We start from the raw sequence: 13103 nt of genomic DNA, 5'->3' as shown, positions 1-13103 counted from the left end.
GCCGCCCACGGTCGACACGCGCCTGCGTCGAGTGGGCAGTTCGGGCCCGGAGGCGGAGCCTTCACGGGCCCGAACTGCCCACTCGATCCCGTCGACGGGCGGGTCGGGGCGGGGCGGAGGGGGCAGGGCCCGAGCGCTAGCCGCGGGCCTTGCGGAGGGTGATGAGGGCGAGCACGGTGGCCGCCACCATCAGGGCCGCGCCGATTCCGCTGGTCACGACCACGCCGCTGTCGAAGGCCGCGCTGGCCGAGTGCAGCAGCGCCTGGCCGAGGCTGTACGGCAGGTCGCCGGCCACGCTCACCGCGCCGCCGAGAGTCTCGGTCGAGGCCGTCGCCTGCGTCTCGGAGAGACCGGCCGGCAGCACCAGGCTCGACCGGTAGAACGCGGTCAGGATGCTCCCCAGCACGGCGGTGCCGAGCACCGCACCGAGTTCGTAGGCCGTCTCGGAGACGGCGGAAGCCGCCCCGGCCTTGTGCTCGGGCACCACGGAGATGATCAGGTCGTTCGAGATCGTCTCGGCCGCCCCGATCCCGATCGCCAGCACCACGAAGGCGATCGCGAGGGTGGTCGCCGTGGCGTTCTGGCCGGTGAGCATCACGATGATGTACGCGATCGCCGAGAGCACGAGCCCTCCGGCCACGACGAGGTTCGGACGCACCCAGCGCACCAGCGGCACGACGGCGAGACCCGCCACGACCATCACGATGAGACCCGGGACGAGGGCGAGAGCTGCATCCATCGGCTGCATCGCCAGCACGAGCTGCAGATGCTGCGAGACGAAGAACAGGAAGCCCACCAGCGCGACGACGCTCAGCAGGTTCACGAGCACCGCACCGCTGAACGCACCCACCCGGAACAGCCGCATGTCGAGCATCGGGTTCGGTGAGGCGAGCTGGCGGCGGACGAACAGGATGCCCGCCACGGCGCTGAGCGCGACAAGTCCGAGATCGCTCCAGCTGGCGCCCTCGGTTGCAACCGACTTGATGGCGAAGACGACGGGCACGAGCATCACCATCGAGAGCCCGATGCTGATGAGGTCGAGGCGGCCCGGGTTCGGATCCTTCGACTCGGGGAGGAGGAACGGGCCGAACACCAGCAGCGGCACCAGCACGGGCACGGCGATGAGGAACACGCTTCCCCACCAGAAGTGCTGCAACAGCACGCCGCCGACGATCGGGCCGAGAGCGGCGCCCGCGGCGAATCCGGCCGCCCAGATGGCGATCGCGAGGCGGCGCTGACGACGGTCGGCGAAGATGCTGCGGAGAAGCGAGAGAGTCGACGGCATGAGCATGGCACCGAAGAACGCGAGCGCTCCGCGGCAGACGATCAACGCCTCTGCCGTCGGAGCGAAGGCGGCCACGATCGAGAGCACGCCGAAGCCGACAGCACCGATCATCAGCAGCTTGCGGCGCCCGACCCTGTCGCCGAGGTTGCCCATCGCGACAAGCAGGCCGGCGAGCACGAGCGGATAGGTGTCGATGATCCAGAGCTGCGCGGTCGCGGTCGGCTGCAGGGTCTCGGAGATGATCGGCAGCGCGAAGCTCAGCACCGTGTTGTCGACGGAGATGAGCAGCACAGGCAGCATGAGCACGGCGAGCGCGAGCCAGCCGCGGCGGCCGACCCGGAGGTCGGTGGGCTCCGGTGTGGTGTGGGCCTTGTCAGTGTCGGCCTTGTGGGTGTGGGTCACCTCGGAATGCGAGGGCAGGGCGATGGGGCGGGTGTAGCTGGTCATGATTCGTTTCTGGCTGAAGGCGTTGCCCGGGCATCCGGTGTCGGAAGCCTGTGGGTTGTGGGTTCAGTATACCGTCCAGCCGGTACAGTGGCAAGCCGATACGATGGGCACATGCCTTCCGCGCCGCCAGCCTCAGCGCCAGCCCCCTCTGCCCGCGACCGGGTGCTCGATGCGTTCGAGAGCATCCTGATCTCGCAGGGCGAACGAGCCGCCACGCTCGAGGCGACCGCCACGGAGGCCGGGGTGAGCAAGGGCGGGCTGCTCTACCACTTCGGCTCGAAGGACGCGCTCGTCGAGGGGCTGCTGGCGCGGCTGGTCGAGCTCGTCGAGGTCGATGTGGAGCGCATCCGCACGGCGGTGACGGGGCCGATCGACTACTTCCTCCGCAGCTCGCTGAACCTCGAGAGCGACCTCGACCGCGCGATCATCGCGACCACACGCCTGGCGCAGGGTTCGCATCCGCGGGCGCGCGACGCCCTCAAAGAGATGCAGGTCTCCTGGTTCGACGTGATCGTCGAGGTGGTGGGCGATCGGGCCCTCGCCCGCACCATCATGCTGATCGGCGACGGCCTGTACTACAACTCGGCGCTGCTGCCCGGCGGGCTCGGCGAGCTCGACCCGAAGAGCGACGACATGGACGAGGTCATCGCCCTCGTCAACACCCTGGTCGCGGCCCACGCCCGCGCCTGACCCGCCACGCGCCCGGGCCGCCGCGCGCCCCGCCTCACCTGCAGCATCGAGTGGGCAGTTCGGGCCCCCCAATTCTCGAATTGGGGCCCGAACTGCCCACTCGATGGGCCGGCGCGGCGCCCGCGCCGCGGGGGCGGCCGGGTCAGTCGGTGATGTCGATCTCGGTCAGCACGTCGGCCGCGATCGCGACGCGCAGGCGCTCCATGAGCTCCTCGGGCGCCGGCGAGTCGATCGTCAGCACGCTGAGGGCCTTGCCGCCCGCGGCCGTGCGTGCGATCTGCATGCCGGCGATGTTGATGGATGCGTCGCCGAACTCCTTGCCGTACACCGCGACGATGCCGGGGCGGTCGTCGTAGATCATCACGAGCAGGTGCTCCGCGAACGGAACCTCCACGTCGTAGCCGTTGATCTCCACGATCTTCTCGATCTGCTTCGTACCGGTGAGCGTACCCGAGACCGAGATCTGCGATCCGTCGCTGAGTGCGCCTGTGAGCGAGATGACGTTGCGGTACTCCTCGGAGACGGCATCGGTGATCAGGCGAACCGTGACCCCGCGCTGCTCGGCGAGCAACGGCGCATTCACGTACGACACGGTCTCGCTGACCACGTTCGTGAAGATGCCCTTCAGCGCAGCGAGCTTCAGCACGCTCACGTCGAAGGCCGCGATCTCACCGCGGATGACGACATCCACCGACGTGAGCGGGCTGCCCGCGAGACCGGCGAACACCTGGCCGAGCTTCTCCACGAGGGCGATACCCGGTCGCACCGAGGGGTCGATCACTCCGCCGGCGACATTCACGGCATCCGGAACCAGCTCGCCCGACAGCGCGAGCCGCACCGACTTCGCGACGGAGACACCAGCCTTCTCCTGTGCCTCGTCGGTCGACGCACCGAGGTGCGGGGTCACGACGACGTTCTCGAGGCCGAGCAGTTTGTGGTCGGTGGGCGGTTCGCTGACGAACACGTCGAGCCCGGCGCCCGCGATCACGCCCGAGGTGAGCGCGCGGAACAGCGCGTCCTCGTCGATGAGCCCGCCGCGCGCGACATTCACGATGTAGGCGGTCGGCTTCATCAGCGCGAGCTGCTCGTCGCTGATCATCCCGGTCGTCTCGGGCGTCTTCGGCATGTGGATCGTGATGAAGTCGCTCTGGGCGAGCAGTTCATCCAGAGTCAGCAGGGTGACGCCGAGCTGTTGCGCGCGGGCCGACGTGATGTAGGGGTCGTACGCCACGACATTCGTGCCGAACGCCTGCATGCGTGCGGTGATGAGCGCGCCGATCCGGCCGAGGCCGATGATGCCGACCGTCTTCTCGAAGATCTCGGTGCCGGTGTACTTCGACCGCTTCCACTGGCCCTGGGCGAGCGCACTGTGCGCCGCGGGAATGTGCCGGGCGAGGCTCAGGATGTGTCCCACCGTCAGCTCGGCGGCCGAGACGATGTTCGACGTGGGGGCGTTGACGACCATCACGCCGGCCGTGGTCGCGGCCTTGATGTCGACGTTGTCGAGGCCGACGCCGGCGCGCGCGATGACCTTCAGCGACGGAGCCGCGGCGATGGCCTCCTCGTCGACTCTCGTCGCCGAGCGCACCAGGATCGCGTCGGCCGTGGCGAGCGCCGCGAGAAGGGCGGGGCGGTCGGTGCCGTCGACGTTGACCACGTCGAAGTCGGGGCCGAGGGCCTCCAGGGTGGCGGGGGAAAGTTCTTCTGCGATCAGCACGACCGGTTTTGACACGAAGGGATTCCTTACGGTGAAGCGCCGGCGGCGGGCTCGCGGGCGACGTAGCCCCTCAACTTTAGTGCCTGCAGAATGGGAGCATGGAACCCGGGACACTCAGCGTCATCCACCTCGTCGTGACGATCGCTGTGGCGGCTGTGTTCCTGCTGATGGGGCTGAACCACTTCGTGCCGTCGTCTGTGCGCACCATGGCAGCGATGATCCCGCCCGCTCTTCGTTGGGAGGGCACCCTGAACCCCCGTGCGCTGGTGTACCTGACGGGGCTCTGCGAGGTGGCGGGAGGGATCGGGTTGCTCGTGCCGCCGCTCCGTCTGGCTGCGGCAGTGGCGCTGGCCGTGTTCCTCGTGGCGGTGTTCCCGGCGAACGCGTACGCGGCCGGGCGGCGGGAGAAGTTCGGGGCGCTGGCGATCCCGCTGGTGCCGCGGGCCGCGGGCCAGGTGGTGCTGATCGCGCTGGTGCTGTTCGTCGGGCTGGGCTGAGGGGCGGCGGGCTCCGGATGCCCGGGGCTGGGCTCGCGCGCCCGGGCTCCGGATGCCCCGGGGCCTGCGCCCTCGAGCGCTGGGTGCGCGGCGGCTCAGATGACGAACGGGACGATGCTGCGGTAGAGGCTCTGCAGGTCGAGCGTGATGACGGCGACGACGGCGAAGCCGACCAGGAACACGAGCAGGGCGGATCCCGCGTTGAGCCGGCGGGTTCCCCAGAGGATCAGCGCGTAGACGAGGATCGGCACGACGATCAGCCCGACCAGGGTGAAGACCGCGTTACCGGGCATCGCGACATCCACGCTGGCGAACGACTGCGTGAGCCCGATCAGGTTCGAGAGGCCCTGGAAGGCGTCGAGGGCGTAGAGGAAGGCGAACACGATGGCGACGATCCAGCCGGCACGGCCGCGTACGCGCTTGGCAGGGCGCTTGGTGCTCGTGGGCCCGGAGGTGGTCGTGCCGGGCCGGGCAGGCTTTCGAAGAGAAGGCCCGCGGGCACCAGACCGTGCGGATTCAGAGGTCACAGGTTCAGTATCCCGTCAGGAAGGGCCAGGGCAGCAGCACGACGACGCCGATGAGGAGCCAGACCACCCGCACAGGAACACGCCTCTTCGCACCGACCAGCAGCGTGACGATGAACCAGAGGGCCGGGGCCGCGATGGCGAGGATGTTCTGGGCGGACTGCACGATCCCGGCCAGCGAGGTGTCGGCCACAGGATTGCGGATGAACGTCACGAGCCAGCCGACCGTGTACAGCAGGAAGATTCCCCCGAAGACTCCGAAGGCGATGAGCCCGGCGGAACTGAGCGGCTCGGCCTCCTTCTCGGCCGCGGCGAGGTCGCGTTCGGCGGCTGCGTCTTCTGCGGTGTCCGCCTCCTCCTCGACGGTGCGGGTCGGGGCGGCGGGGGCTGCGGCGGTGGCGGGAACGGCCGCGGATGCCGGGGCGAGGGACGTCGTGACCGGGGCCGCACGAGTGGATGCCGGCGTAGTGCGCTGGGCGGGTACTTCGCCGAGCGCCTCGACCGGGACAGCGGGACCCGGTGCGTGGGGCTCGACTGGCGCGACCGGCGCGACCGCCGGAGCGGGCGCCGACGAGCTGAACGCGTCGACGACAGGAATGCCTTCCTCGAGGTCGTCCTCATCGAGGGCCCCGGGGTGGGAGGCGGCGTAGGTGGGGTCGTTCTCGTCGCCCCAGCTGAGTGCGTCGTCGTCGGGATCGCGTGCCATGGCTCCAGATTACCGGCAGCCCCCGACTCCCGCCCACAACCCCGCGCGCCCGTCGCGCGGCAGCAGCGCGGAGTGCGTGGTCGACGGATCGCCGTCACTAGGATGGCGGCATGAGCACAGTCGACTACTTCATCGCTGGTGACCACGACGCGGCCCGCCAGGTGCTGGCCGACGCGCTGCGGTCGCAGGGTTTCGAGGTGGCGACGTCACCGCTCGGTGGCTGGGACGTGACGCGCGGCAGCGCCACGACGACTGTGCTGCTCGGGGCGTTCGCCGGCCGCGAGAAGCAGAGGCTGGAGTACCGGCTGGAGTTCTTCGAGCAGAACGGCGAACTCATCGCGCGCCTCGGCCGGTCATCCGGAGCCGGGATACTCGGCGGCGCGATCGGCGTGGCCCGCTCCGCCGACGTCTTCACCGAGCTCGACCAGGCCGTCGGCACGGCCCTGACGAACGCCCGCATCCTCACGAACGCGGTGCACTACCCCTGACCGGTGACACCTGACCCCCGAGCCCGGCTCCCGAAAAGCCGCCCGGGAGGAGCTGAGCGGAACCGGGCCGAATACAGCCGCGGATCGCCCCAGTTCCTCCCGAAGTGGCGGCGCAGCCGACACTCCCGCCCGGCCAGCCGGACCCTGAAACGACGGATGTCCCGCCACACGAAGTGACGGGACATCGGCTGCCTGCGAGGCAAGCGTGGCGGACCAGGCGCGCAACGCTACCCGCGCAAGCGGCACCGAAGGATCAGCGCGCCACTGATCCCTCGCCCGAGCGACGGCCACCGGCCGGCGCACCAACAAGCACAGCACCGCGCAAGCGGCACCGAAGGATCAGCGCGCCGCTGAACCTTCGGTGTAGTCCGCGTCGGTCTGCTTCCACGCGAACAGCGCGCGGAGCTCGCGGCCGGTCTCTTCGATGGGGTGCTGGGCACCCTTCTCGCGGAGGGCCAGGAACTCGGGGGCTCCGGCATCCTGGTCGGCGATGAAGCGGGCGGCGAACGCACCGGACTGGATGTCGGCGAGAACGGCCTTCATGTTCTCCTTGACGTCGGGCGTGATGACGCGCGGGCCGGAGACGTAGTCTCCGTACTCGGCGGTGTCGGAGATCGACCAGCGCTGCTTGGCGATGCCGCCCTCCCACATCAGGTCGACGATCAGCTTCAGCTCGTGCAGAACCTCGAAGTACGCGATCTGGGGCTGGTAGCCGGCCTCGATCAGCGTCTCGAAGCCGTACTGCACCAGCTGCGAGGTGCCGCCGCAGAGAACGGCCTGCTCGCCGAACAGGTCGGTCTCGGTCTCTTCGGTGAACGTGGTCTTGATGCCGCCGGCACGGAGGCCGCCGATGGCACGGGCGTACGACCAGGCGAGCGCCCAGGCCGAACCCGATGCATCCTCTTCGACCGCGACGATGACGGGAACGCCTCGCCCTGCCTCGAACTCGCGGCGCACGGTGTGGCCCGGTCCCTTGGGCGCGACGAGCAGGATGTCCGTGCCCTCGGGCGCCTCGATGTACCCGAAGCGGATGTTGAAGCCGTGGCCGAAGACCAGCGCGGTGCCGGGCTTCATGTTGGGGGCGATGTCGTTCTTGTAGATGCCGCGCTGGTGCTGGTCGGGCGCGAGGATCACGACGACGTCTGCCCAGGCGGTGGCGTCGGCGACGGAGAGCACCTGGAAGCCGGCCTCTTCGGCCTTGGCCTTGGATGCCGAACCCTCCTTGAGGGCGACGACGACCTCGACACCGGAGTCGCGGAGGTTCAGCGCGTGGGCGTGGCCCTGCGAGCCATAACCGACGACGGCCACCTTCTTCGCCTGGATGAGCGACAGGTCGGCGTCTGCGTCGTAGAAGATTTCAGTCACGTGTTTCTAGCTCCTTGTTTGATAACGGGTGGTGGAGAAATTCGGTTCGGATGCCTGCCGCCGCGGTTCATTCGATGCGGACGCGCAAGCGGGCGATCAGTTCTTGTAGACGCGCTCGGTGATCGACTTGCTGCCACGGCCGATCGCGAGCAGGCCCGACTGGGCCATCTCCTTGATGCCGTACGGCTCGAGCACACGCAGGAACGCCGTGGTCTTGCCGCTGTCGCCCGTGACCTCGATGACGAGGGCGTCGGTGGCGACATCCACGACCCGCGCTCTGAAGAGAGTGACCGCTTCGAGCACCTGCGACCGGGTGACGTTGTCGACCTTCACCTTGATGAGCAGGTGTTCGCGCTGCACCGACTGGTTCGGGTCGAGTTCGACGATCTTGATCACGTTGACGAGCTTGTTGAGCTGCTTGGTGACCTGCTCGAGCGGCAGTTCCTCGACATCGACCACGACGGTGATGCGGGAGAGACCCTCGATCTCGCTCGCACCGACCGCGAGTGACTCGATGTTGAAGCCGCGACGGGCGAACAGGCCGGCGACGCGGGTCAGCAGACCCGGCTTGTCTTCGACCAGCAGGGACAGGACATGGCTCACGGGTCTACTCCTCTTCCCACTCGGGAGCGTGCTCGCGGGCGTACTGCACCGACGAGTTTCCGACTCCCTGGGGAACCATCGGCCACACCATCGAGTCGCGGCTCACCACGAAGTCGATGACCACGGGCCGGTCGTTGGTCTCGATCGCCAGCCGGATGGCAGCATCGACGTCTTCTTTCTTCGTGACCCGGATGCCGAGGGCGCCGTAGGCGTCGGCCAGCTTCACGAAGTCCGGGATCATGATCGTGCCGTCCCCGGTGTTCAGGTCGGTGAACGAGTGACGGCCGTCATAGAACAGTGTCTGCCACTGGCGCACCATGCCGAGGGAGGAGTTGTTGATGATCGCGACCTTGATCGGGATGTTGTTGATCGTGCAGGTCGCCAGCTCCTGGTTGGTCATCTGGAAGCAGCCGTCACCGTCGATCGCCCAGACGGTGCGATCGGGGTTCGCGACCTTGGCGCCCATGGCTGCGGGCACGCCGTAGCCCATCGTGCCGGCGCCTCCGGAGTTCAGCCAGGCGTTCGGGCGTTCGTACTTGATGAACTGCGCTGCCCACATCTGGTGCTGGCCGACGCCCGAGGCGTAGATGCCCTCGGGCCCGGTGATCTGGCCGATGCGCTCGATGACGTACTGCGGGGAGATGAGTCCGTCGTCGGGCTCGTCGTAGCCGAGCGGGAACTGCTTCTTCAGGTCATCGAGGCGCGCCCACCACTCGGAGATGTCGGGCTTGCCGGCACCCACCTCGACCGCGGACGCCACGGCGTCGGCGTAGGCCGCGGTGAGGTCGACGATCACGTCGCGGGCATCCCCGACGATCGGAACGTCGGCGAGGCGGATCTTGGAGATCTCGGCCGGGTCGATGTCGACGTGCACGACCTTGGCGTCGGGCGCGAACTCGCTCACCTTGCCGGTCACCCGGTCGTCGAAGCGCGCACCGAGGGAGATGAGCAGGTCGCTCTCCTGGAGCGCCAGCACAGCGGGCACGGTGCCGTGCATCCCGGGCATCCCGAGCGCCTGCGCGTGCGAATCGGGGAAGGCCCCGCGCGCCATCAGCGTGGTGACGACGGGCACTCCGGTGAGTTCTGCGAGCTTCAGCAGTTCGGCTGAGGCGGATGCCCGGATCACACCACCACCGACGTAGAACACCGGGCGCTTCGCAACGGCCAACAGCGCTGCGGCAGCTTGGATCTGCTTGCCGTGCGCCTTCACGACGGGGCGGTAGCCGGGCAGGTCGACCTTCGACGGCCAGACGAACGGGGCCGAGTTCTGCTGGGCGTCCTTCGTGATGTCGACGAGCACCGGGCCGGGTCGACCGGTGGAGGCGATGAGGTGGGCGGCGGCGAGCGTGGCCGGGATGTCCGCGGCATCCCGCACCAGGAACGAGTGCTTCGTGATCGGCATGGTGATGCCGACGATGTCGACCTCCTGGAAGCCGTCGGTTCCGATCAGGTGCGAGAAGATCTGGCCGGTGATGAAGAGCGTCGGCACCGAGTCCATGTAGGCGTCGGCGATCGCGGTGACGAGGTTGGTCGCGCCGGGACCGGATGTCGCGATCGCGACACCGACCTTGCCGGTGGATGAAGCGTAGCCCTCAGCAGCGTGACCGGCACCCTGCTCGTGGCGCACCAGGATGTGGCGGATGGCCGTCGAGGCCATCAGCTCGTCGTAGAACGGGATGATCGCACCCCCGGGGAGGCCGAAGACGTCTTTCACCCCCAGCAGCTCGAGCGAGCGGAGGATCGCTCCCGATCCGGTGAGGATCTCGGGCTCGGTTCTGGCCGCCGCGGGGCGGCCGGGAGTTCGGAGGTTGGACGGCACGGGAAGTGATTCCGTGGACATAAGAGGGGATCCTTTGACGATGGTGACCGGCCTGTGCGCCCTGGGACAGGCGGCGGTTGGGCCGGACGGAGGTGCCTTACCCGGTGATCGCGCCTTCTGCAGCTGAATGCACGAGTTTCGAGTATTTGGCCAGGACGCCACGGGTATAGCGCGGGGGGAGCGGAGCCCAGCCGTCACGGCGGGCTGCTAGCTCTGACGTGTCGACGAGTAGGTCGAGCGAGCGAGCTGCGATATCGACCCGAATCAGATCACCATCGCGCACGAAGGCGATCGGACCTGCGTCGACCGCTTCGGGTGCTATGTGGCCGATGCACAGGCCGGTTGTGCCGCCTGAGAATCTGCCGTCTGTCAAGAGTAGTACATCTTTGCCGAGCCCGGCGCCCTTGATGGCCGCGGTGATCGCGAGCATCTCCCGCATGCCGGGGCCGCCCTTCGGGCCCTCGTAGCGGATGACCACCACGTCGCCGTGCTTGATCTCACCGTTGGTGAGGGCATCCATCGCCGCGCGTTCGCGCTCGAAGACCTTCGCGGGGCCCTCGAACACGCTCGCGTCGAATCCGGCGGTCTTGACGACGCCGCCCTCGGGGGCCAGCGTGCCCTTCAGCACGGTGAGGCCGCCGGTGGGGTGGATCGGGTTGTCGAGCGTTCGGAGCACCTTGCCGTCGAGCGTCGGCGGGTCGATCTCCGCGAGGTTCTCGGCGAGGGTCTTGCCCGTGACGGTGAGCGCATCGCCGTGCATGAGCCCGGCATCCAGCAGCGCCTTCATGAGCACCGGGAGACCACCCTGGCGATCGAGGTCGTTCATCACGTACCTGCCGAACGGCTTCATGTCGGCGAGATGCGGGATGGTGTCGCCGATGCGGTTGAAGTCGTCGATCGTGAGGTCGACCTCGGCCTCGTAGGCGATCGCGAGCAGGTGGAGGATGACGTTCGTCGATCCGCCGAGGGCCATGGCGACGGCGATCGCGTTCTCGAACGCATCCTTGGTGAGGATGTCGCGGGTCGTGATGCCGAGGCGCAGCATGTTCACGACGGCCTCGCCCGAGCGGTGCGCGAAGTAGTCGCGGCGGCGGTCGGCTGAGGCCGGCGACGCGCTGCCCGGCAGGCTCATGCCGAGAGCCTCGGCGACGGAGGCCATCGTGTTGGCGGTGTACATGCCGCCGCAGGCACCCTCGCCCGGGGCGAAGGCGCACTCGATGCGCTTGGCATCCTCGACGCTCATCGTGCCGGCCTTGACGCCGCCGACGGCCTCGAAGGAGTCGATGATCGTGATGTCCTTCTCGGTGCCGTCGCTGAGCTTGACCCAGCCCGGCGCGATCGACCCGGCGTAGAGGAACACGCTGGCGAGGTCGAGGCGGGCCGCGGCCATCAGCATGCCGGGAAGCGACTTGTCGCAGCCCGCGAGCAGCACACTGCCGTCGAGGCGCTCGGCCTGCATGACGGTCTCGACACTGTCGGCGATGACCTCACGCGAGACGAGCGAGAAGTGCATGCCCTCGTGGCCCATCGAGATGCCGTCGGAGACGGAGATGGTGCCGAACTGCAGGGGGTATCCCCCGCCGGAGTGCACACCCTCCTTGGAGGCCTGCGCAAGCCTGTCGAGGGAGAGGTTGCAGGGGGTGATCTCGTTCCAGGAGCTCGCAATGCCGATCTGCGGCTTGTCCCAGTCGGCATCGCCCATGCCGACCGCACGGAGCATTCCGCGTGAGGTCGTGGCTTCGATTCCGTCGGTGACGACGCGCGAACGCGGCTTCATGTCTATTTCGGGCATGTTACGAGTTTAGAACCTCGAAGGAGCACTTTTTGGCGGTCGGTCTAGGCGTTCTGGGCCAGCGCCTCGCCGATGCCGCCGACGAGGGCTTCGATCTCATCGGGCCCGAGCACGGGACCCGCGGCGACTCTGCGATCCGTTCCGAGGAGCACCGCGGCGGGGAGCATGTCGATGCCGAGTGCCCGGCGGAGGCCCCGCGCGGCGTGGAGGGCGGAATCGGCGACCTCCGGGTAGGTCTCCGAGAGCTCCCCGGGTGTGGCCGACGTGGCGACGCGGATCGACACGGCGGGTTCGAGGGCGGCCGCCCATTCGGGCAGTCGGGCCACGACCGTGCTGCAGGCATGACAGTCGGCCTGCACGAAGACCAGCAGCGTGGCACGGTCGCCGACGAGCTGGCGCACTCGCTGCACCTCGCCCTGGGGAGTGACGAGTTCCTCCTCGGAGGTGTCGAACCCGGTGGCGTCGAAGCTCGTGGTGTCGAACCCGATGGTGTCGAATCCGGTGGCGTCGGTTGCCGTTCCGGGCACGCCGCGGGCTCCGGATGCCCGGCGGGGCCCTCCCGTCGGGCGCCGCCCGGCGAACCACAGCACCGCGAACGCCGCGACCCCCACGGTCACCACGACCAGCCACGTAACGGACTGTCGGTCGAATCCCTGCACCGTCGCAAGGAACCCCCTTGTGCCGCTCACGCCGACGGCAACCAGCACGGAAGCCCCGGTCAGCACGAGGTTCCGGAGCACGGTCAGCCAGCCGACCGGCTCCCGGCTGAGCGCGCCGAAACAGTTGCAGTGCACGTCGCCCGGCGCGAGCGCGGCGCGGAGCACGAACACCGTCAGCGCTGCAAAGAACACGGCCGCGACCCCGCCGGCGGCCAGTGCTCCCCAGCCCGGCAGGGCGACGAGCGCCACGCCCAGGACGATCTCGAGCCACGGCTGCCACGCGGCGAACCAGCCGGCCCGGTCGGCGAACGGCACCCGGAGTTCGACCATGCTGGCGGCCGTGTTCGTGCGGTCGCCGATCTTCAGCACTCCGCTCACCAGCAGCACCCCGGCGAGCACCAGCGGCAGAGCTGCGAGGGCACCGGGATCCATACCGCCAGTATCGCGGATCAGGCAGTGTCGCGGGCCCGGAAGAATCGCTGGCCCGGCAGTGCCGCGGGCCAGGCGGTGC

12 protein-coding genes are annotated in these 13103 nt (G+C 68.7%); 3 read left to right on the top strand and 9 right to left on the bottom strand.

The features are described 5' to 3' along the window. Positions 1-136 precede the first annotated feature (136 nt). Complete coding sequence (locus B7R21_RS04590; RefSeq protein WP_172592052.1) at positions 137-1732, bottom strand: MFS transporter; 1596 nt, start codon at positions 1730-1732, stop codon at positions 137-139. A 111-nt stretch (positions 1733-1843) separates the two neighbouring features. Here B7R21_RS04590 and B7R21_RS04585 point away from each other — a divergent pair, with 111 nt between their 5' ends. Next, on the top strand, positions 1844-2422 hold the full coding sequence (locus B7R21_RS04585) for a TetR/AcrR family transcriptional regulator (protein ID WP_116282065.1): 579 nt from the start codon (positions 1844-1846) through the stop codon (positions 2420-2422). A gap of 142 nt (positions 2423-2564) precedes the next feature. Here the strand turns inward: B7R21_RS04585 and serA are convergent, their stop codons facing one another. After that, on the bottom strand, positions 2565-4154 hold the full coding sequence (gene serA / locus B7R21_RS04580) for a phosphoglycerate dehydrogenase (RefSeq protein ID WP_116282064.1): 1590 nt from the start codon (positions 4152-4154) through the stop codon (positions 2565-2567). An 83-nt stretch (positions 4155-4237) separates the two neighbouring features. Between serA and B7R21_RS04575 the strand changes: the two genes are divergently transcribed. After that, a complete protein-coding gene (locus tag B7R21_RS04575) occupies positions 4238-4636 on the top strand; it encodes a DoxX family protein (protein WP_116282063.1) in 399 nt (132 codons plus the stop codon). A 95-nt stretch (positions 4637-4731) separates the two neighbouring features. On the opposite strand, the gene B7R21_RS04570 is transcribed toward B7R21_RS04575, so the two are convergent. Together B7R21_RS04570 and B7R21_RS04565 are read right to left on the bottom strand one after the other, a co-directional pair. Then, positions 4732-5163 carry a hypothetical protein gene (locus B7R21_RS04570; protein ID WP_147305801.1) on the bottom strand — a complete coding sequence of 144 codons (432 nt, stop codon included), beginning with the start codon at positions 5161-5163 and terminating at the stop codon, positions 4732-4734. A gap of 4 nt (positions 5164-5167) precedes the next feature. Further along, positions 5168-5866 carry a hypothetical protein gene (locus B7R21_RS04565; RefSeq protein WP_116282061.1) on the bottom strand — a complete coding sequence of 233 codons (699 nt, stop codon included), beginning with the start codon at positions 5864-5866 and terminating at the stop codon, positions 5168-5170. A gap of 110 nt (positions 5867-5976) precedes the next feature. Between B7R21_RS04565 and B7R21_RS04560 the strand changes: the two genes are divergently transcribed. After that, positions 5977-6354, top strand: a complete 378-nt coding sequence (locus tag B7R21_RS04560; RefSeq protein ID WP_116282060.1) for a hypothetical protein — start codon at positions 5977-5979, stop codon at positions 6352-6354. Positions 6355-6693: 339 nt separating this feature from the next. Here B7R21_RS04560 and ilvC read toward each other — a convergent pair whose 3' ends face one another. From ilvC to B7R21_RS04535, 5 genes are all read right to left on the bottom strand, one after another. Continuing rightward, the gene (ilvC, locus tag B7R21_RS04555) at positions 6694-7719 is read right to left on the bottom strand and encodes a ketol-acid reductoisomerase (RefSeq protein WP_116282059.1); all 1026 of its coding nucleotides are present in this window, start codon (positions 7717-7719) and stop codon (positions 6694-6696) included. 96 nt (positions 7720-7815) lie between these two features. Beyond that, the gene (gene ilvN / locus B7R21_RS04550) at positions 7816-8322 is read right to left on the bottom strand and encodes an acetolactate synthase small subunit (protein ID WP_116282058.1); all 507 of its coding nucleotides are present in this window, start codon (positions 8320-8322) and stop codon (positions 7816-7818) included. 4 nt (positions 8323-8326) lie between these two features. Further along, positions 8327-10162: an acetolactate synthase large subunit gene (locus B7R21_RS04545; protein ID WP_116282057.1), complete on the bottom strand. Its 1836-nt coding sequence runs from the start codon at positions 10160-10162 to the stop codon at positions 8327-8329. Between the two features lie 76 nt (positions 10163-10238). Beyond that, positions 10239-11933: a dihydroxy-acid dehydratase gene (gene ilvD / locus B7R21_RS04540; protein ID WP_116282056.1), complete on the bottom strand. Its 1695-nt coding sequence runs from the start codon at positions 11931-11933 to the stop codon at positions 10239-10241. 44 nt (positions 11934-11977) lie between these two features. Then, complete coding sequence (locus B7R21_RS04535) at positions 11978-13024, bottom strand: MauE/DoxX family redox-associated membrane protein (protein ID WP_116282055.1); 1047 nt, start codon at positions 13022-13024, stop codon at positions 11978-11980. Positions 13025-13103: the final 79 nt, after the last annotated feature.

Origin of the sequence: Subtercola boreus (genome assembly GCF_003399625.1) — a bacterium.
GTDB classification, from domain to species: Bacteria; Actinomycetota; Actinomycetes; order Actinomycetales; family Microbacteriaceae; genus Subtercola; species Subtercola boreus_C.
Note: the sequence above shows the minus strand (reverse complement) of the source record. Positions and strands in the feature narration are given on the sequence as shown.